The sequence below is a fragment of the Hyphomonas sp. UBA3601 genome, from assembly GCF_002375605.1.
In the GTDB taxonomy this organism is placed as follows: Bacteria; Pseudomonadota; Alphaproteobacteria; order Caulobacterales; family Hyphomonadaceae; genus Hyphomonas.
Window position 1 is genome coordinate 56,597 of the sequence record NZ_DFME01000127.1, and the last position, 20,141, is coordinate 76,737.

The 20,141-nt window shown below is 59.6% G+C and carries 12 protein-coding genes and 1 pseudogene; 7 read left to right on the forward strand and 6 right to left on the reverse strand.

The window, feature by feature from the left end; all coding sequences use genetic code 11:
• Positions 1-32: 32 nt before the first annotated feature.
• Complete coding sequence (locus B4F73_RS14110; RefSeq protein WP_206991329.1) at positions 33-3,104, reverse strand: TonB-dependent receptor; 3,072 nt, start codon at positions 3,102-3,104, stop codon at positions 33-35.
• Positions 3,105-3,367: 263 nt separating this feature from the next.
• On the opposite strand from B4F73_RS14110, the gene B4F73_RS14115 reads away from it, so the two are divergent.
• The gene (locus B4F73_RS14115) at positions 3,368-5,089 is read left to right on the forward strand and encodes an ArnT family glycosyltransferase (RefSeq protein WP_290483578.1); all 1,722 of its coding nucleotides are present in this window, start codon (positions 3,368-3,370) and stop codon (positions 5,087-5,089) included.
• On the opposite strand, the gene msrA is transcribed toward B4F73_RS14115, so the two are convergent.
• The 3 genes from msrA to B4F73_RS14130 all read right to left on the reverse strand — a co-directional run bounded on the left by msrA (position 5,083) and on the right by B4F73_RS14130 (position 12,941).
• Positions 5,083-5,733, reverse strand: coding sequence for a peptide-methionine (S)-S-oxide reductase MsrA (gene msrA / locus B4F73_RS14120; RefSeq protein ID WP_290479952.1), 651 nt, complete (start codon positions 5,731-5,733; stop codon positions 5,083-5,085). The genes B4F73_RS14115 and msrA overlap by 7 nt on opposite strands.
• A 173-nt stretch (positions 5,734-5,906) precedes the next feature.
• Positions 5,907-7,964 carry a penicillin-binding protein 1C gene (gene pbpC, locus B4F73_RS14125; protein WP_290483579.1) on the reverse strand — a complete coding sequence of 686 codons (2,058 nt, stop codon included), beginning with the start codon at positions 7,962-7,964 and terminating at the stop codon, positions 5,907-5,909.
• Positions 7,965-7,967: 3 nt separating this feature from the next.
• A complete protein-coding gene (locus tag B4F73_RS14130; protein WP_290483580.1) occupies positions 7,968-12,941 on the reverse strand; it encodes an alpha-2-macroglobulin family protein in 4,974 nt (1,657 codons plus the stop codon).
• Positions 12,942-13,009: 68 nt separating this feature from the next.
• On the opposite strand from B4F73_RS14130, the gene B4F73_RS14135 reads away from it, so the two are divergent.
• The 3 genes from B4F73_RS14135 to B4F73_RS14145 all read left to right on the forward strand — a co-directional run bounded on the left by B4F73_RS14135 (position 13,010) and on the right by B4F73_RS14145 (position 15,085).
• Entirely contained in the window at positions 13,010-13,474 is a 465-nt protein-coding gene (locus tag B4F73_RS14135) for a YbaN family protein (RefSeq protein WP_290481067.1), read from the forward strand.
• Positions 13,475-13,614: 140 nt separating this feature from the next.
• Entirely contained in the window at positions 13,615-14,205 is a 591-nt protein-coding gene (locus B4F73_RS14140) for a fatty acid desaturase CarF family protein (RefSeq protein WP_206991334.1), read from the forward strand.
• A gap of 106 nt (positions 14,206-14,311) precedes the next feature.
• The gene (locus tag B4F73_RS14145) at positions 14,312-15,085 is read left to right on the forward strand and encodes an SDR family NAD(P)-dependent oxidoreductase (protein ID WP_290479956.1); all 774 of its coding nucleotides are present in this window, start codon (positions 14,312-14,314) and stop codon (positions 15,083-15,085) included.
• A 3-nt stretch (positions 15,086-15,088) separates the two neighbouring features.
• Here B4F73_RS14145 and bioB read toward each other — a convergent pair whose 3' ends face one another.
• Positions 15,089-16,090, reverse strand: a complete 1,002-nt coding sequence (gene bioB / locus B4F73_RS14150) for a biotin synthase BioB (protein WP_290483581.1) — start codon at positions 16,088-16,090, stop codon at positions 15,089-15,091.
• A gap of 140 nt (positions 16,091-16,230) precedes the next feature.
• Between bioB and B4F73_RS14155 the strand changes: the two genes are divergently transcribed.
• From B4F73_RS14155 to B4F73_RS14165, 3 genes are all read left to right on the forward strand, one after another.
• Positions 16,231-16,974 carry a TVP38/TMEM64 family protein gene (locus B4F73_RS14155; RefSeq protein ID WP_290479958.1) on the forward strand — a complete coding sequence of 248 codons (744 nt, stop codon included), beginning with the start codon at positions 16,231-16,233 and terminating at the stop codon, positions 16,972-16,974.
• 153 nt (positions 16,975-17,127) lie between these two features.
• Positions 17,128-18,669 carry a 2-isopropylmalate synthase gene (locus B4F73_RS14160; protein WP_034810507.1) on the forward strand — a complete coding sequence of 514 codons (1,542 nt, stop codon included), beginning with the start codon at positions 17,128-17,130 and terminating at the stop codon, positions 18,667-18,669.
• Positions 18,670-18,702: 33 nt separating this feature from the next.
• Positions 18,703-19,596 (forward strand): DMT family transporter, encoded by an 894-nt coding sequence (locus tag B4F73_RS14165; protein WP_290483582.1) that lies wholly within the window; start codon positions 18,703-18,705, stop codon positions 19,594-19,596.
• Here B4F73_RS14165 and B4F73_RS14170 read toward each other — a convergent pair.
• Positions 19,597-20,141: pseudogene (locus B4F73_RS14170) on the reverse strand (hypothetical protein); the annotation flags it as partial. It abuts the gene before it with no gap.

A 20,141-nucleotide genomic window follows, 5' to 3' on the forward strand; every position in this document is an offset into this window, starting at 1 on the left:
TTCCCGATTTTCAGTTTCGGAGTTCCGAGTGACTAGAACTCGTAGCGCAGGCCGAAGCGAATTTCGTAGCGCGACGCGTCGCCCTGACGAGATTCACAATCACCAGCCTGGAAGTCGTCAACCGCACAAACCGCTGGGAAGCCAGGCTCACGCAGTACGCCCCACTCGTCGTTCAGCAGATTTGTGAAGTTGTCGACAACAATGAAGCCGGAAGCCTTGTGATCAAGGAAGCCAGGGAATTCCTGCTCAAGCTTGATGTCGACCTTGCCCCACCAGGAACCTTCTTCGCCGTTACGCTCTGCACCAGCAGCCAGGTACGGGTTGCCTTCGAGGTAAGGGTTGAAGCCACTGATACCGTTCGCGCTACCACCGTAAACCACGCTGTATGGACGACCCGACACAGCCTGGCCGAAGGCCGAGAACGTGGTCATGTTGTCGCCGAAGAAAGCGCGCTCATAATTGGTAAGTGCCGTGAAGCGGTGCTTGGTGTTGTAGTCAGACGTCGAAGCGCTGACATCCTGCGGGTCGCCGAATGCGCGGTTGACGTAGTTCGAGAAGGCCACCGAGGACGTCATCGGGTGCACGTCTTCTGCATCCGTGTAGGCGTAACCCAGGGCCCAGTCGAGACCGAAGTCATAGGACTTCGAGATCGAGCCGGAAACCAGCAGAGACTTGGCGTCTTCTTTCGCATTGGTCAGCACGAAGGCTGCCTCACGAACGCTGCTGTAGGTCGGGTATTCGCGACCATCGACTGTGGTTGTGCCAGTCTGCTCGAGATCACCGCGGATCCAGACAGCGCTATCTTGAGCAACGGTGTACAGAATGTCGCCCGAGAGGACATACTCGCCGCCGAGCCCAGGCGCGTCAGCATAGTATGTACCGCCGAAAGCAAATTTCAGCTCAGATGGAATTTCGAAGTTCGGATCAAGGTAGTTGATCTCGAAGTTCGAGCCTTCGCCAGCTGCGACAGCGTCGATCATGTCTTGTGGCACACAGTAGCCCGGTCCCGTCGGCACGCCGTCTTCACAAAGACCGTAGTCAATGTCGAAGAGCGATGTCACGCCATTTTCAAGACCGAATGCACCACCGTCCGAACCGAACTGCAGCACGTTGTTTGCTGAGTAGGTGTTGGACAGCCACACGTTCGGGTTGCCACCGGAGTAGAGGCCGACACCACCACGCAGGTCGAGATTGTCGGAGAAGTCCCACTCGAAGCCGAGACGTGGCTGAAGCAGACCTTCACCATCCAGCGTCTCACCATTTGTGAAGCCATAGTCAGCCAGGAAGTCTGCATTGGTTTCAGGTGCGTCGTCGGTTGTGTACCAGTCGTAGCGCAGGCCACCGATCACCACGATACCGTTGCCGAAGTCAATTTCGTCCTGGGCGTACAGCGTGTTGATCTCATATCCCCAGTCAGCAGCCGCATTGTTCGGATCGCCTGTTGGGGAGTTGTTGTAGTTCACGTTGTCGGCGATGCCGAGACGGAAGTTCTCAATCGCATCGTCGAATGCTCCGCCAGAGGACGGATTGCCATCGAAGTCGATTTCGGTTTCGACGTGCTGGACGAACATGTTGAACACGTCGAGGGCTTCACGCTCATAGCCGAAGCTGAAATTGTGGTTGCCCGTCGTGTAGTAACCTTTCAGCGCGAGGCTGAGGGTCTCGTAGTACAGCTTGTTTGCTTGGCGGGAGTCGTCGCCACCGAGGTAGACATCAACATCGTCGGTCTCGATCGTGATCTCACCGAAATCGGTACCGCCGACAGAAATCTGACGATTGTCCAGTTCGGAATAGGCAAGACGGACTTCAGTGGAGAAATTGTCCGTCCAGTCAGAATAAAGCGAACCGGCATAGGACGTCAGTTCCGCGCCACGCTCATAGAGGTGGTTGGAGAATTCCAGCTCATCGGAGTCACCGTCCGACTGGGCGATGTTGAAACCATCATTCCAGTTATAGGTGAAGGATGCGCGGTGATCGTTGCTGATGTTCCAGTCGAGCTTGACCAGGATCTTCTCGTCGGAGTTATCAGCGCTGCTCGGGATCGTGCCCGGATCATAGCCATAGAGTTCCATGGCGATGTTGCGGATCTCATCGACTTCGGCCTGAGTGATGTTCACTTCGTTGACAGCGCCGGAGCCGATCGCGCCGCGGTCAAACAGGTTCACGCCGTCAAGTTTCTCGTAGGCCGCGAAGAAGAACAGCTTGTCCTTGATGATCGGACCACCGACGCCGAAGCCGTAGCGGGTTTCGTCGTACTCACCCGTCGTGATGTCGTCGCCTTCGAGGCTGTCGGCGCGCAGGCCGTCATTTGTGTAGTCGCCGAAGAGGTAGCCGTGGAATTCATTCGTACCGGATTTCGTGACCGCGTTGATGTTACAGGCGGAGAAGCCACCATACTGCACATCGAAGGGAGCCAGTTCGACCGCAACCTGCTCAATGGCATCATAAGAAAATGGGATGCGCTCGGTTGGGTAACCATTCGAATTCAGGCCGAAATTGTCATTCATGCGAATGCCGTCAACGGTCAGCGAGTTGAAGCGGGAGTTCTTACCGCCACACTGGACTGCGTTGATATCACCACGGGATTCGTCAACATAGATGCGTGGGTCGAGGCGCAGGACATCCGTGATGTTGCGGTTGATGGCCGGGGCCCTCTGCAGCGTCTCCAGGCCGAAGGTCGCCGAAGGACCAGCAGCAGTCGGTGCGAGATCGGAGACGGAAGCCGTAACAACGATCGTTTCCTGACGCGCTTCACCATCATTGGTGAGCGTGAAGTCGACCTGGGTCGCATCGCCGAGGTTCAGGCCCACATCTTCGATGAACTGGCCCTGGAACTCTGACGAAGTCACCGTAACGACATAGCCGCTGGAAACAGGCAGGTTGCGGATGCTGTACAGACCGGTCTGGTTGGTCGTCGCAGTCCGTGTCAGCCCTGTGGAAGGATCGGTGATGGTAACCAGCGCACCGGATACGGCCTGGCCGTCATCATCGGTCACTGCGCCGCGGACGGCTGAAGTTGTAACCTGCGCCATAGCGACGCCGGCCATGCTCAGCGCAATGGCAGATACTGCTGCCCCACGCCCGAAAGTGGTCCAATTTGTCATGACTATTCCCCTAGTCGGTGATGCGCCGACAACCGCCCCTTGCGGGTCGCCGGTACTGCGGGTCGGATAACGACACCGGATGACAGATTAGTGACAAGATCTTGAAGGTTCAGCACATAAGGCTGCGATCACGGTGGATCGATATGTTGCGATGCAAAAAAGACACGGTTTGGAGGCGGACATGCGCAGATTGCGTGCGGTTCAGGGTATATTCTGCCTCGGTGGGGCGGCATAAGTCTCAAGTTGAGAAGGAATAGCACCCCATGACCGTCGAGGAATCCGAATCGCCTGGCCGCTGGCAGACCATCACACTCACCGCGCTGGCAATGCTGCTTGTACTGAGGGTTGTATTCACAGGCATTTCGCCTCTGAACCTATATGCAGATGAAGCGCAGTACTGGCGATGGGGCGATACGCTGGAATGGGGCTATTATTCCAAGCCTCCCATGATTGCGTGGGTCATCCATGCTGTGACAGCTGTATTGGGTGATGCAGAATGGGCCGTACGGCTTCCCGCGGCCTTCCTGCACACGGCCGGTGCCACCTTCATCTATTTCCTTGCGCGAGACATGTATGGTGCACGTGTCGGCATGTTTGCCAGCCTTGGCTATGCACTGATGCCGGCTGTCATACTGTCTTCTGTCGTGATCTCCACAGATGGCGTACTCATCCCCTTCTGGTGCGCCGCCCTTTGGGCTCTGTGGCGCCTGCGCAGTGGGCAAGGCGCATGGGTCAGCGCGCTGGGTCTCGGCGTCGCGGTCGGACTCGGCTTCCTGTCGAAATACGCAATGCTATATTTCGCGATCGGCGTCGTGCTGGTCCTGTTGATTGACGTACAGAGTCGCCGTGCCCTGCTGAGTTGGAAAGGCCTCGCAGCCTTGGCCGTGGCAGCAGCGATCTTTGCGCCACATCTCGCCTGGAATGCCGCGAATGATTTCAAGACGGTGAGCCACACGGTCGACAATGCCAATCTTGGCGGCGACCTTATCAATCCTGAGAACGCCCTCACCTTCCTGGTCGATCAGCTTGGCGTGTTCGGGCCAATCAGTTTCCTGGCGCTCGTCTTCGGCATCTTTGTGATGCGTAGCGAGGATGACGGCATCATGGGCCGGGACCGCTGGCTGCTCTGCTTTATCCTGCCGGTCTTGCTGATCATCATGGCACAAGCGGTCCTGTCGCGCGCCAATGCCAATTGGGCTGCAACTGCCTATCCGGCCGCGAGCGTGCTGGTGGCCTCATGGCTCGCCCGCGCAAAGCCAAATCGCAAACTTTGGTACATCATTGCAGCGGTCAGCTTCGTCGCTTTTCTGCTCGCGCCGGATGTGTCATTCGCCACGCGCCTGTTGATTGGTGCCATAGTCGCAGCAGCCATTCTGGGTTACGGCCATTTTGTGCGCCATTCCCCGTCCGGCCTGCTCTGGACCAGTTTGTCTCTGCACGCTGCTCTGATGCTGGCCCTGCTGACCCTCGCGCTACTGCCCGCCTCCCTGTCGACCTCGCTTGGTTTCGACAACGCCCTCAAACGCACTCGTGGCTGGGATAGCGCCGCTGAGCAATTGTTTGCGCGCGCCGATGCACTTGGCGCAACCTCAGTGCTCGTGGATGAGCGAGAAGCCTGGCACGGCCTGGACTATTACGCACGCGAGCGCACCACGCCGATGATTTCATGGCGCCGCTATGCCGGACCGAAGAGTTTTTCAGAAGCCCAGCCACTTGAGGGCGGTTTGGCCGATCGCGTACTCATCGCGTCGCTACATCCCGGCATGCGCCCGAAACTGCGAAGCGATTTCCAGTCCTTTGACCATGTGGGCGTGATCTCAATTCCGCTTGGAACGCGTAGCAATGGATGCCCGATCTTGCGGGAATTCCAACTTTATCTGGGTAACGGATATGACCGTCAGGACCGGACACCCGAATGGGAGGAACGTTTTGATGGACAGACGGAATTCAAGCCTGAGCCCTGCCCATCACCAACCGATCAATGACCGACTGACTCGCCCCAAAGATCTTCGACCCGGCCATCCCGGCCACATGAAGCGCGATAGTAGCGATACTTGAGCGGGTTCTTCTTGTAATAATTCTGATGATAATCTTCGGCCGGCCAGAATGTTTCGGCCTGAATCACCCGCGTCACGATGGGGTCCTTCAGCACGCCTGACGTCTCGATCTCGGCAATCTCGGCTTCAGCCACCGCGCGCTCGTCATCAGTGTTGACGAAGATCGCGGTACGATAACTGTCGCCCTTGTCGCAGAACTGACCATAGGGATCTGTGGGATCCACGTGCCGGAAAAAATACTCGACCAATGTGTCATAGCTGACCAGATCCGGGTCGTAGGTAACCTTTACGGCCTCGTAATGGCCGGTGTTCTCCTTGGAGACCTGCTTGTAAGTCGGATTGGCGATTTCACCGCCCGTATAGCCGGACACGGTGTCGATCACGCCATCAACCTTGTCGAAATCAGACTCAACGCACCAGAAACACCCGCCCGCAAAAATGGCCGAAGACAGCCGCTTGGGGGCCGTTTCTGCCAGGGGTTGGTCCTGCGCGCCCGCATTCGAGAAGAACGCAAGCGCCATGGCGGCCAAGCCAGCGGCGATGGTGAAGGTGGGGGCGGATGGCATACGCATGGCAGTTCCCGATACTCTATACAGTCGCAGCAAACACACGCTGCGTTCTGTCCGTCATATGGCGGTCTCCCGTCCGCCGTGAAGGCCAGAAAGTCAGTCCTAACATAAATGTGTTGCCTGCGTGTTGCCAAACTGCGTCAGCAATGAGGCTGATTGGCATGGCAGGAAGTATGTCAGGACGGCCCCATCAGCACACGGACCCTGACCCGGCTGGACCGCCCGCTCTGATCGACGGCCGTAATCGTGTAAAATCCCGCCTGCGTCGGCTGCCAGACTGGCGTACCGGCATCATCGATCTGGCTGGGCTTTCCGTCGATATACCAAGAGACGCGCCCCTCCCCGCGTCCAGCCAATACAAAGGGCCGGGCCGACTTGCCATCAACACTGCCGGCCCACAATTCCGCGCTCGCGGGTGGAAACAGGATTACGGGCGGCGCTTCAGGCGAAAAGTCATGTAGCGCGCCGCGTGTTTCGATTTTGCGCTGCGTGGTCAGGCGTGTGCGAGCTTCGCCTTCATCTCGTAAATGATGGGCAGTTCGATCAGCAATCTCGAACAGGAAGGGCAATGCGGTCACCCGGCCGGTCTTGCCAGGCCGCGGCGCGCCATCGGCCCTGCCAACCCAGACGACAATGGCATGTTCGCCAGAAACTGCGGCTGCCCAGCTGTCGCGGAAGCCGTACGATGTGCCGGTCTTGAAAGCAACTTGTGGCGCGCCTGCAGTCAGGCGCCCTGGCATACGGCCTTCCGGCATGGGACCATTTTGCAGGATACGGACGATATCTGACGCACTCTCGGCGCTGACCAGCCGCCGTCCCATCCGTTCATAACTTGCAGCTTCTTGACTGGCGCGCCAGACCAGAGGCTTGGCCACACCCTCATCGCCCAGAGCAGCATAGAGGACAGCCAATTCGCGCGCTGTCAGGCCTGCACCGCCCAGCGCGAGGGCAAGGCCAGCGTCGTGATTTGCGCCGCCGCCAATGCGTGGTCGCGCGCCCGCCAGCGCCAACTGCGCCGCAAACCGCTCTGGCCCGACCCGATCCAGCATAAGCACCGCCGGCACATTGAGCGAATGCTGCAAAGCATCCGAAACCCGCACATCACCGCGAAACATCCGGTCGAAATTTTCCGGCTGATAGGACGCAAACCGTTTGGGCAGATCGGAAATGCGCGTATCCGGTGCGGCCTGCCCGTCATCGAACGCCATGGCGTAAATGAACGGTTTCAAGGTGGAGCCCGGCGAGCGGGCTTGCGCGGTCAGGTCGAGCCAGCCCCCTGCCCGGTCGCGCGAGGCAGATCCGACCAGAGCGCGCACACCACGTGTCGGAATGTGAACCACAATCGCCGAGACCTGAACGTCAGGGCCTTCCGCCTCAGCCTTGCGCAAGGCCATGGATTCGAGTTCAGCCTGAAGACCCGCATCCAGCGTGGCGCGCACGTCCTCGCGCGGCCCGCTCGCCAGCGCTTTCTCTGTGCCGTGCCAGGCACGCATCGGAAAATCACGCCGCCGCGTCGGGACCGGCGATGTGGCTACTTCCTCCACATCAGCCTCGCTGAAAACACCATACCAACCGAGCTTGGTTGCGACCCAATCGCGCGCCTTTTGCGCCTGGTGTGGCCGACGATCCGGGCGGCGCACTTCGGGCGATTGCGGCAGGGCGATCAGCAGTGCGATCTCGTCAGCGGACAAGCGGTCAGCCTCGTGCCCGAAATAACTCCAGCTCGCTGCCCGCACGCCTTCAAGGTTGCCGCCATAGGGCGTCAGCGTAAGGTAGAGTTCGAGGATCTCATCTTTCGACAAGCGACGTTCGATCTGCCAGGCGCGCGCGATCTCGATCAGCTTGGACCCGACATTGCGGTCCCGAGGTTCCAGCAGGCGCGCAGTCTGCATCGTGATCGTGGAGCCCCCAGATACGATCCGCCCGGCCCGCGCCGAGTCTGCCACAGCCCGGCCGAGCCCCGTCCAATCTGTCCCGCGATGGCTATAGAAACGTTTGTCTTCGACCCGAAGCAGCGCCTCGATGAACTCTGGATCGATCTTGTCGAGATCTCCGCGGAACCGCCACCGTCCGTCTTCGGTCGGAAAGGCCCTCAGGGGCTTGCCCTCCCGGTCGGTCACCAGCGCGGAGATTTCTCCCGCGCGGTCAATTGGCGGCGGCAGTACCCAGTCCATCAGGATAACCGCAGCAAACACTGCGGCTATCCCGATGACGATACGCCGAGGCGTCAGCATGGCTTACTGACCGCCTCCCATCGTTCCGGGCGCTGCGCTGATCGTGACGCGGCCAGGCTTGGACCGGGCGAACACTTCCGGACGATACATATCCTCGGCCACCACACCCGGCATTGCGAAATCGCCCGGCGTTACCGCTCTGACGACATAGGCAAGCGTGACCGGCTGCGCATAGACATCGACGGCGGCCACAAACCGATCATCCTGTGCCTCGGCAGTCTGTGCATTCGCAATCTGGCCGAGATAGGCAAACGCGCCCGATCCGCCATATTCACGCCTGCCATCTGCAGGGCGCAGCACCGATTCAATCTCGAAGCCGGCGGGCAGCAGGTCCGCCACGATCACAGGGTTCAGGCGGCGCTCATGTGGCGACACCGTCAAGCGCACGATCAGCTGGTCCCCCTGGCTGACCCGGGACAGATTCACACGACCACCGGTCAGTGTAAAGAATGTCTTGTCGACGCCCATCTTGGATGTCGCAGCGGGCGGCGCCGTTTCTGGCGAACCGCTGACCATAACTGTCCGGAACATCGGCGCCTTGCCTTCCAGCGTGAACGTCACACCTTCCGTGGCCTGCGCTTCGGTCAGGGCATATTGCCGGTCATTATTATTACCACGGCCAAGCCCTTCGACGGTGAGCCGGAAGCCTTCAGCCCCCTTGTTCAGGGAGTCCACAGCCAGTAGCGCGAAAGCCTTTTCCTGCGTGGTCAATCCGGTCGGGTCTGGCGCATCCTCGCCCAGCTTGGCGGCAAGACGCTCTACCACATCCAGCATGTCCGCTTCGGATGCGAGGGCCAGGATGGCCGCCTCATCGCGCAGCGGGGTCTGGTAGTAATCGCCGGTATTCTCGTAACCGAGCGCGTCTTCCGCTGCGTTGAAGGCCGAGGCAGCCCGCGCCCGATCACCCAGCATGGCAAGGCCTGCGCCGATATGGGCGCGTGCCAACGGGCTATCGATGGAATCGAGTTCGCGGTCATGCAGGTAGCGCAGGCGAGAAATGTCGGCCTTGCCCGCCTTGGCGAGCACGTAAAGTGCATAGGCCGACGAGCGCTGCATCAGCTTCTCTGCCGTGTCGTTGGAATAGCGGCTTTCATAGACATCCGTGTCGTACCCATAAACGCGCCATGCATCGCCAGTCGAAACCTGCCGCAGAGCGCCATAGGCCCGCTCCAAGGATTCGTCCGGCACAGAGAAGCCAGCCTGTTTCGCGCGATAGACAAAGTCCGTCACATAGGCACCAAGCCAAGGGGATGCGTAGCCATCCCCTTCCCGCCACAGGCCGAACGCTCCGTCAGATCCCTGACGGTTGAGCAGCGTGTTCACCGCAGTCTGAATCCGCATCTTCGGATCATCGCGACGTTCTGGAGCCCCCATTGCAATCAGCTGTTCGGAGTAGAGCAATGGCAAGGCCCGGCTAGTGGTTTGCTCGGTGCATCCATAAGGGTAGCGGTCGAGCGAAGCATAGAGCGTCGCCGGATCCATTGGCAGCGTCGAATAGCCGACACTGATCGCAGCAGACCCCGGCACAAGGCCCTCCAGCAGATCAGCGTCAACAGAATAGCTTTCGCCCGGTTCCATCAATTGCCGACTGATCTTTGTTACCGGCAAATAGGGCGAACGGGTCTGTATCTGGTAAGTCCGGTCCGTTTCGAAATCATTTGGCCCCGTCACCGCCAACCTGACCGTTGCGATACCTTCTGAATCCGCACCAATCCGAACTGGCACATCCGCGCGCGCACCCGTTGCAAGCGAACGCGTCAGCTTGCCATCCGCAACATCAATCGGGCCGTCCGCTGAAATCTCGGCTGTGAACGCTCCAGGCCCGACTTCGACATTGTCGATACTGGCAGTAATTTGAGCTTCATCGCCAGGCGCCATGAAGCGCGGCATGATCAGATCCGACGGTGCTTTCTCGCGCACGATCATGCTGGACTCCGCTGACCCCAGACCAGATCGCGACCAGGCCACGGCCATCAAGCGCAGCTCACCATTGAATTCCGGCAGTTCAAGGCGAACTTTTGCCTTACCCGACCGGCCGACATCAACCAAGCCAGAGAAGAGCGCGACCGATTTCACCGGGACGACCGACAGCCCTTCACCGCCAAGTTGGTCTCCCCCTGAGCGGACTTCGGCTGGCAATCCCATATTCGGGTCAAGCAACCGACCGTAATCGTCGTACATTTCAACACCGAGCGCCTTCTTGCCATAATAGTAGCTGACAGGGTCAGGGCTCTCGAATTTGGTGAGGCGCAAGATGCCTTCATCGACAGCGGCCAGTGTCAGGAAGACCGGCTCACGTGGGCCGCCATCAAACTCGACCTCAATCACCTGCTCCCCAACAGGTCGGGCAATATCGGGCGCATTGAGCGTCAACTCGAACGTCCGCGAACCCATATCGACGGGCACATGTGTCACACCAACCGCACGGCGCGGCTTTGCCCGCAGAATCGGATCGCGCTCGGTATAGACCGAGACCATCACATAGGCGCCCTCTCCCCATTCATCGGTTACCGGCAGGGTCACATTGGTGCCCTGTGCACTAACGGACAAATTCTGTACCGACAGAATGCGATCGGTAGCCACAACGATCTGCGCCTGGCCCTCATAAGGCGGCACAATGGTGATATCGGCGCTCTGACCTGCAGAGGGGGCTTTCTCAGGTCCGATGATGCGGACACGGTCTGGCGCTTCGGCACCATCCTCTGAGACACCTCCGCCCCAGCCGACATAGAAATCGTCACTGGACGCGGCGGACGCATTCGCGTCGCTGCCTTCGACAACCAGTTCATGGCTGCCCCAATCCAGACCGGAAACGCGAATCTCGGTGCTGCCGCCTTCCGGCGTCGTCACGATGCCTTCATTGACCTTGGTCACCGTGCGAGACCGGCGCCAACGCCATTGGTCACCGTCCCGGTACCAGTCGTAATGATAGTCGATGGCAAGCAGTTTCCAGTTGAGCCGCTGCGCGATCGCCTGGCCCTTCTCGTTCATGGCCACGACTTCGTAGGCCACATCCTGGCCTTCTTCGACCGAATATTCGAAACCGGGTTTCAGACCGACATAAAGGCGTTCCGGACGATACGGGATGCGCACGCTTTCTGTGACCGCGCGTCCGCCGGGTTCAAGTACGCTAACCACAGCATTGATGCGCAGTGGCCGCCCAGCATTACTGCCGGCATTTCCCGGCGCGAGCGTGACCGTCGCGATCCCGGCTCCGTCCGTAGTCGTATCATCCATTTCAAGGATGCGTTCACGAAAACTCTCATCATGCCTGCCGAACTTGAATCCCTTGTATTGCGGGAATGGGGTCGGCGCCGCTTCAATGCGGGCTTCGGATTTCACCGTCAGACCCGCGCCTGGTGCGCCATAAAGGAAACGCGAGGCAACTTCGACACTGCGGCTCTCACCCAACAAGACGGGCGCGTCCTTGTCAGTGTCGAGGTCAACGGCAATGCGCTGTGGCACAAAATCCTCGACTGCGAAGTTGACTGATCCGGATGCGCCCGACACACCGTCCACTTCCACCGTCGCACGCCACTGGCCACGAGATGCACCCTTGGTAAGTTCATAGCCCTCAACAACTGCAGACGCTTCAGGATCATCGAACCGTATCTTCCCGGCCACCAGCCCATTCGGGCGGTAGATGACGATATTGCCGGCACGGTCTTCAATAGCCTTGCCGGTATGATCACGCAGCAGCGCGGTCAATTGTACCGTTTCGCCGGGGCGGTAGATGCCACGCTCTGTATACATGAAGGCATCGATGTCCCCGGAGACCCGGCGGCCACCTACAGCATATTCTGAGAGGTCCACCGGCGCGCGGGTCAGGTCCAGCACAGCGAGTTCGCCCTTGGCGCTGTAGGCCATGATCAATTTGGGCTCCATATTGCCCTGGCCATTCGTGATCGGCGCATCAAAGGCCACCCGGCCAATTTCATTTGTGCGGCCTTCGGCAAGAATGTCATTGTTGCGCGCGACCAGCTGCACGGTTGTATCGGGCACTGGGCGACCGTCCTGCAGTGAGCGCAGCGTGACATCGAGTCCATTGCCACCTTCATAGGCGGTGATGGCCAGATCGGTCATCATGATCCACCGGTTGGAAGAGGCTGGCGGCTGCTCGGCGCTATCCAGGTCTGCGGCGTCCTTGACCGAAACATAATACGCGCCCGGCTCCAGCGGGCCGACGACGTCCTGCAAGGGGAAGACCGACACTACGGGCGCATTCTGCTCGCTGGCCACGTCCATCCGTCCCTTGAAGAGAATTTCCTGAACATCCTCAGGATTGTCTTCACCCCATGTATAGGCATAGCGGCCCTGGGCATTGGTTTGGCCTTCAGTAATGGACTTGAAGGCCAGCGCGCGATCATTGACGCGCGACACGGTTACTTCAACTTCGTCGACATTCACCGTTTCAATCGGAAGGCCATCTGCATCTTCGCGCGGCAGGATCACGCCTGCTCCCTTGAAGCCGACATAAGGTGGCCGGTCGGCGAAATCGATCGGAACAACTTCCTCATTCTTCAATGTGCGGCCATCAGCCGAAGGCAGGCCGGAAAGCAGTGTTGCAGACCGTTCCGACCCAAAAGTCAGACCGCCAACACACAGCTCGCGTCCCTCAACACTGAGCGCAGGTCGGAAAGCGGGACGGAATTCGAGATACGGCGAGTAATCCGCTTCCGGATCAAGCGGCGCAGAAAAGACGAAACACGCCAGCGGCTGTTCGGTGGCGGTATCGATACGGTAGCGGAAATAGGAGAAATCCTGCTCAACCTCGTCAATCGCAGCCTGACGACGGCGTTCGCGCTGGCGAGCAGCCACATTGTCAGCGGCGGAGCGCGTGACAATCGTGCCTTCATCACTGGCAGTATCAGATTGTCGGTCTTCCTTGTTGCCTCCACACGCCGCGAGCACGGCGATCATCATGGCTGTGACCAGTGTCCGACCAATTCCCCGCGTGCCCGATATGAAGTGCGACATGGAAACCCTCTCCTTTGAGCTTTCTTACAACTCTTACACATCTTCGCCACGGCGCGAACAGGGCGTGAATGGGTCAAATCAAAGAAATTCTTGCAAATTTCAGCCGCATTCAGCTGAGGTGGCCTGCTTTGGGGGTTGCCAGCCACCCCACAGCGCGGAATGGGTTTCTCATGTGGATCTGGCGAGCAGTCGGAGTTGTGGCATTCGCGCTCGGCGCGATAGGCCTTGCCTTACCGGTGTGGCCCACGACCATTTTCTGGATTGTCGCCGCTTTGGCCTTTGCCAAATCCAATCCCAGCTGGGCGGATTGGATCTATCGTCAGCCGGGCGTCGGCCCGGCAATCAAGACCTTCCTCGAAACGGGCGCCATGGCGCGTGAAGCGAAAATCGCCGCTGTTTGCGGTATGGGCCTGGCCGCATTGATTGTCACCGCGTTTGCTTATCATAAGCCGTGGGTACTGGGCTCAGGCCTCGGCCTCATCGCCGTCGGTGCTGTCTATGTGATCACGCGCAAACCCCTGCGCGACGAATAGATCCCTCTCCTGCTGCTCTCAGACCCGGACAGGAATCGAGTGATTGATCTCTCACTTGCCACAATTTCGCCCTCTTTTGCGAGCAAATGATCACATACTAACCTCACAAGAGTGTTCGACAGCAAGAAGGAGATGACCCCATGCCGGTCACGATTGTCGCGACTGCCCTTAAAACCGCCGCGTCCGTTTTCGGAGGCTTGTTTCTGGCCGATTTCATTTCAGGCCTCATCCACTGGTTTGAAGACCGGTACGGAAATCCGAAATGGCCTGTGCTGGGCCATACGATCCGCGCCAATCAGGAACACCATTTCAAACCGCGTGCATTTCTGGCTGGCTCATTCCTGTCGCGCAACAAGGAAGTCTTCGTGCTTGGCGCCTTGTTCCTCGCCGGCTTCTGGGCCACGGGCACGCTGAACCTGTTCACCGGTTCGGCTGTCCTGTTCGGCGTCTTCGCCAATGAGTTCCATCGCGCTGCCCATCGCAGCCCGAAGGAGAATGGCCGTTTGATCAACGCCCTGCAGAAAACCGGCTTCGCCCAGTCCTTCCAGCATCACGCCGCCCATCACCGCATGGGCAAGGACACCCATTATTGCGTCATTACCAACTACACCAATCCGGTCCTGGAACGCGCCCGGTTCTTCCCGGCCCTGGAACGCCTTGTCAAAATCGCTACCGGCCGGTCCCCACGTCTCGATGAAAGCGTCAATGAACGCTATCGCAAGGCGGCCTGATCCTGAGATATGCACCTCATCCTTCCCCGCCTTCCCTGAGGGCGGGGATTTCTTTTGTCGACGCGGCGTCTAGTCTGCTGGGCATAACCAAAAGGGAGAAACGCACATGGATCTGGGCCTAAAGGGAAAAACCATCTTCGTTGCAGGCGCCAGCCGGGGCATTGGCCTTGGCATCGTAGAGGCCTGCCTCGCAGAAGGCGCGAAAGTCGCCCTCGCCGCTCGTGGGGAAGAGAAGCTGGAACAGGAACGTGCGCGGCTCGCCGCCCAGTATGGCGAGGAAAATGTCTGGGCCCGCGCCGGAGACTTGCGCGATTCCCGCACGGTCGAGACGATGATAGACACGATCGAGAACGAACTCGGCGAGCTTTGGGGCGCGGTCGCCAATGTCGGCCTGCACCCTTGTCCGCCCGGATTTGAAGTCGACGACGCCACCTGGGATGCCGGCATTTCGCAAAACCTCGATTCCGCCTTCTTCCTAGCCCGGTCGGCCTTGCGACGCATGGACCCGCGTGGCGAAGGCGCCATCCTGATGATCTCTTCGATTGCAGGCCTCACCGGCCTCGGCACGCCGCTGACCTATGGCACGTCAAAAGCCGCGATTAACCATCTGACCAAGGAACTCGCCCGGGTATCCGGCCGCAACAATGTGCGCATCAACGCCATCGCTCCTGGAAACATCATCTTCCCGGATGGAGAATGGGAAGAACGCATCAATGGTGAGCGTGGAGACGCCTGGACCCGCTGGATCAAGCGCGAAGTCCCGCTCCAGCGCTTCGGCAAGCCTGAAGAGATCGGCTCAGCGGCAGCCTTCCTGCTCAGCCCGGTGGCCAGCTTCATCACCGGTGCCATCGTGCCTGTGGACGGTGGGCAGACCCGATAGGGATCAGCCGCCGATCAGCGTGGTCCGCCGCGCCGGGGCTTCCATTTCTGCCCGGCCGGCGGCCTCCAGGCCCATCTGACCCATCAGCGCATCATCCTCGTCGATTTCCGGATTGTCGGTTGTCAGAAGGCGGTCGCCGACAAAAATCGAGTTCGCACCCGCCAGCAGGCAGAGTGCCTGCCCCTCTTCCGTCATGCCTTCGCGGCCCGCGGACAGACGTACCCAGCTTTGTGGAAACACGACCCGGCAGACGGCAATGGCCCGCGCCATCTCGATGACCGAAATGGCCGGACTGTGGCCGAGCGGCGTGCCTTCAATCGGCACCAGCATGTTCACCGGAACGCTTTCCGGGTGCGGCGTCAGTTTGGATAATTCATGGATCAGGCCAATCCGGTCCTCTCGGCTTTCACCCATTCCCAGAATGCCACCACAACAGAGCTTCAGGCCAGCCGTTCGCGCACGCCCCAGCGTTTCAAGCCGATCATCATAGGTGCGAGTGGAGACGACCTTGCCGTAATATTCCGGTGAAGTGTCCAGGTTGTGATTGTAGTAATCGAGCCCGGCCGATTTCAGCGCTTCGGCTTGGCCGTCATCCAGCATGCCCAGCGTGACGCAGGTTTCCAGCCCTTCGGCCTTCACGGCTTCGATCATGGCGGCAACTTTGGGGACATCGCGATCCTTCAGGCTGCGCCAGGCCGCTCCCATGCAGAACCGGTCCGCGCCATTTTCCTTGGCTCTGCGCGCGGCGGTGACCACCTCATCGAGCGGCATCAGTTTCGAGGCATCGAGCCCGGTATCGAAATGGGCTGACTGGCTGCAATAGCCGCAATCCTCAGCACAGCCGCCCGTCTTGATCGATAGCAGTTGAGACTTCTGAACTTTCCCATCCGGCCAGTTGGCCTGCTTCACCGTCAATGCGTGCGCCATCAGCGTGTCCAACGGCAAGGCGTAGAGTTTCGCGATATCATCTCGGGTCCAGTCATGGCGAGGGGAGAGGTCTGTCATGCGCGGAATCCTTTTAAGCGACACTAGAGTTCGGCGGAGTACGTATCCGGGGGGACCAACGGGATCAACCACTGCTGAAATTAACTTTGCGGCAGGCGGCGGATTGACGTAAATCGGCTCGAGCTTGAAAGCCCCCTGTCATGGATACTCGGCCCGCCCCCAAGAAAGTCCTGGATGCCAATGCCCGTCGCGGCGCCATCATTGGAGGTATCGCGCTGGCTGTAATCATCTTGCTGTTCGCAATCGGCAAGACGACCAATCTGCTGGACATCGCCACCTTGCAGGCCCTCATGCAGGATATCGCCTCCAGCCCGTGGGCCCTGCCAGCTTTGATCCTGCTATTTGTGGTCGGCGCCTTTCTCGGCATTCCCCAATTTGCATTGCTGGCCATCGCGATTGCCATGTTTGGCCCCTGGCTCGGCGCGATGTTTGGTTGGATCGCCAACATGGTGGCAGGCGCCGCCACCTTCTATGCCGGGCGCCTTGCAGGCGAAAAAGCGTTTCGCCGGTATGCGGGTGAAACCGCCAACAAGCTATCCACGTTCGTTGGTCGCAATGCCATGATGACGAGCGCGATCGTACGCAATGTGCCTGCGGGCCCTGCCCTGCTGGTCAATATGGCTTTCGGCGTGAGTCATGCGAAATTTCTCCATTACTGGGCCGGCATGGGGGTGGGGATCATTCCCAAGATCGCCCTGATCGCCTTCGCCGGTCAAAGCCTGCTTGCTGCCTTCACGGGGAATCCACTGGTTGCTATTGCAGCGGCCGCTGCCGCCGTCGGCGTTTATATTGCCATCGCCGCCTATGCCCGTGCCCGGATGCGCAAAACCGGGCAATCTGTTGCCCTGATCCCGCAAAACGAGGTTGACACCGCCGCCCCATAGGCCGATGTAACACCCCATGTGGAATAAAATGCCTCTTCAGCTACTGCTTACCGGCCCCTGGCCGGTGATGTCTGCCTAGGTCAGCCAGGGCAGCCGCGCGGTCAGGGGTGATCACCAGCCTTATTTCCCATTCCCAGACCCGGTAGCTCCAAAATGTCCACGTCATCCAATCCTCATATCCGTATCTTCGACACGACCCTGCGCGACGGTGAGCAATCACCCGGCGCGTCCATGACCCATAATGAAAAGCTCGAACTCGCCGAGTTGATGGAAACCATGGGTGTCGATGTGATCGAAGCCGGTTTTCCTGCCGCCTCCGAAGGCGACTTCGCCGCCGTCAGCGCCATTGCCGAACAGTCGAAGTCAGCCATCATCTGCGGCCTCGCCCGTTCGACGCCGAACGATATCGAGCGCTGCGCCGAAGCCGTGAAGAAATCGGCCCGCCCACGCATTCACACCTTCATCTCGACCAGCCCGGTCCATATGAAGCACAAGCTGAAAATGGGGCCGAATGCCGTGCTCGAAGCGGTAGGCCGCTCGGTCGCCCAGGCCCGCAACCATACTGACGATGTTGAATGGAGCGCCGAAGACGCCACGCGCACCGATTTCGACTTCCTGTGCAAATGTATCGACGTGGCCATTGCCAGCGGTGCAACCACAATCAACCTGCCTGACACGGTCGGATACTCACATCCGGATGAGTATGGCGCCCTGTTCCGCCGTGTGATCGAGACAATCCCGAACTCTGACAAGGTCATCTGGTCGGCCCACTGCCACAATGACCTTGGCTTGGCTGTCGCGAACTCCATCAATGCCGTCGCCAATGGCGCGCGTCAGGTGGAATGCGCCATCAACGGTCTCGGCGAACGTGCCGGCAATGCCGCGCTGGAAGAGATTGTCATGGCCATGAAAGTGCGCAGCGATACGCTGCCCTTCGAGACCGACATCAAACCCGCCTATCTCTCCCGTGCCTCTGCCATGGTCAGCCGCATCACCGGCTTCCCGGTCCAGTACAACAAGGCGATCGTGGGCAAGAACGCCTTCGCGCATGAAAGCGGCATCCATCAGGATGGCATGCTGAAGAATGCCGAGACCTATGAAATCATGCGGCCCGAAGATGTCGGCGTTGCCAAGACATCACTGGTCATGGGCAAGCATTCCGGTCGTCACGCCTTCCGCGACAAGCTGGAAGCGCTCGGATACACGATGGAAGGCGATCCCTTGAATGATGCGTTCAAGCGCTTCAAGGCCCTTGCCGACCGCAAGAAGCACGTCTTCGATGATGACATTATCGCACTGGTCGATGACCAGTTGGCTGCAGAAGGCGAACGGATCGCGTTCAAGCGGTTGCGTGTGGTTGCAGGAACAGACGCCCCTCAAACGGCCGAGATTGATCTCGTTGTGGACGGCGAAGAGAAATTCGCCATCGCCCGCGGTAATGGCCCAGTGGATGCGGTGTTCAACGCCATTCGCGAGATCGTGCCGCATGAAGGCAAGCTGGAGCTTTATCAGGTCCACGCCGTCACTGGCGGCACCGATGCCCAGGCGACCGTGTCTGTTCGTCTCAACAGCGACGGCATCATGTCGACCGGTCGTTCCTCGGATCCGGACACGCTTGTCGCGAGTGCAAAAGCCTACCTCCACGCCGTGAACAAGTTGGAAGCGCGCAAAGCGAAGCGGTCGCAGGCCGCCTAGCACGCCCCGTCTCCTCTCAAAGAGTATTGCTGCATGGATCTCTGGATTCCCATGACGCTGGCGGCTGCATTCTGCCAGAATGGTCGCTCAGCGCTTCAGAAACAGCTGAAGCAGACGCTGAGCACATGGGGCGCGACGGCCTCACGTTTCGTCTATGCAGCGCCGCTGGCAGTCGGCCTGCTGGCGGTGTTGATCATCGGGCGGGGCACGCCCCTGCCCGCGCCGCCCGCTGCCTTCTTTGCTTATACGATTATAGGCGGAATCAGTCAGGTGCTCGCGACCGGACTACTGATCCATCTGTTCTCCAGGGCCAATTTCGCGGCTGCCACGGCCTTTACCAAGACCGAACCTGTTCAGGCTGCGCTCGTCGGCATTATCCTGCTCGGCGATACGCTCACCTTGCCCGCCCTTCTGGCGATCATTGCCAGCATTTTGGGGATCATCCTGATCTCGCTTTCCAGAGCTGACGGGCACAAATGGACGCCGGACGGTTCGCTCTGGATCGGGCTGTTGTCGGGAGCCTGTTTCGCCGTATCGTCCGTGTCGCTTCGCGGCGCATCCTTGTCGCTTGGCGAGGTCGGCCTGCTGCTCAGCACCACAACCACGCTCGCCTTCGTCACGATAATCCAGTCGGTCATGTTGCTCGGCTGGCTCGGACTGCGCGAGCCCGGCCAGGTCGCCAAGCTGTTCGGGGCATGGCGACAAGCCGGATGGGTTGGCCTGATCGGCTTCCTCGGATCAATGGCATGGGTCATGGCGTTCACGCTCAAGGACGCTGCCAGCGTAAAGGCTGTCGGTCAGGTCGAAATCCTGTTTACCCTGATTGCATCACATGTGGTCTTTCGCGAGCGCATCACGGCGCGCGAACTGGCAGGTATCCTGCTCGTGGCTTCGGGTGTGATTGGGATTGTATTGCTTGGCGGCTGATCAGAGTGCCGCATCAAGCAGCAGATAAGCGGCAAGCCGGGCGCTGGCATTGCGGCCAGTCTTCTGCGTTTGCTCCAGCGCGTGCAACGCGTCGTCAGCTTCCATATCGAGGAAGTCCCGCGCCAGATCCATCAGGTCGCGGTCATTGCGCAGGCGTTGTGTGACGCGCTCCACCTGGCGACCCGCCTGGGACAGGATTGCAGACTTGCGCTCCTTGTCGCCGCGCCGGGCGGCTTCGGCAATCTTGCGTTTGGCTTTCGGGCGGATTGCCTCGGGCAGGACGATACCGGACGTCTGCAGCCGGTCGATCAGTTCGTCGGCGACATCTTCACGGTCGCGCAGGGGTTTGTCCTCGCGGCTCATATCCGAAATGATGTCGCGCCAGCCCATTTCCGCACCCGATGACGGCGAGGACGACCGCACAGGTACGAGCGGCATCGGCTCGTCTACTGGCTCGGGCTCCAGAATATCAGATTCGTCAGGAACCAAGTCTGTTGCGCGCCGGCGCGGCGTTTCATCGAATGGGCTTTCGGTAACGGCGGGTT

What these genes read in the sequence shown, in the direction of transcription:
- B4F73_RS14110 (WP_206991329.1), bottom strand. Translation starts at nt 3,104, where the DNA reads ATGACAAATTGGACCACTTTCGGGCGTGGGGCAGCAGTATCTGCCATT.
- B4F73_RS14115 (WP_290483578.1), top strand. Translation starts at nt 3,368, where the DNA reads ATGACCGTCGAGGAATCCGAATCGCCTGGCCGCTGGCAGACCATCACA.
- msrA (WP_290479952.1), bottom strand. Translation starts at nt 5,733, where the DNA reads ATGCGTATGCCATCCGCCCCCACCTTCACCATCGCCGCTGGCTTGGCC.
- pbpC (WP_290483579.1), bottom strand. Translation starts at nt 7,964, where the DNA reads ATGCTGACGCCTCGGCGTATCGTCATCGGGATAGCCGCAGTGTTTGCT.
- B4F73_RS14130 (WP_290483580.1), bottom strand. Translation starts at nt 12,941, where the DNA reads ATGTCGCACTTCATATCGGGCACGCGGGGAATTGGTCGGACACTGGTC.
- B4F73_RS14135 (WP_290481067.1), top strand. Translation starts at nt 13,010, where the DNA reads ATGGGTCAAATCAAAGAAATTCTTGCAAATTTCAGCCGCATTCAGCTG.
- B4F73_RS14140 (WP_206991334.1), top strand. Translation starts at nt 13,615, where the DNA reads ATGCCGGTCACGATTGTCGCGACTGCCCTTAAAACCGCCGCGTCCGTT.
- B4F73_RS14145 (WP_290479956.1), top strand. Translation starts at nt 14,312, where the DNA reads ATGGATCTGGGCCTAAAGGGAAAAACCATCTTCGTTGCAGGCGCCAGC.
- bioB (WP_290483581.1), bottom strand. Translation starts at nt 16,090, where the DNA reads ATGACAGACCTCTCCCCTCGCCATGACTGGACCCGAGATGATATCGCG.
- B4F73_RS14155 (WP_290479958.1), top strand. Translation starts at nt 16,231, where the DNA reads ATGGATACTCGGCCCGCCCCCAAGAAAGTCCTGGATGCCAATGCCCGT.
- B4F73_RS14160 (WP_034810507.1), top strand. Translation starts at nt 17,128, where the DNA reads ATGTCCACGTCATCCAATCCTCATATCCGTATCTTCGACACGACCCTG.
- B4F73_RS14165 (WP_290483582.1), top strand. Translation starts at nt 18,703, where the DNA reads ATGGATCTCTGGATTCCCATGACGCTGGCGGCTGCATTCTGCCAGAAT.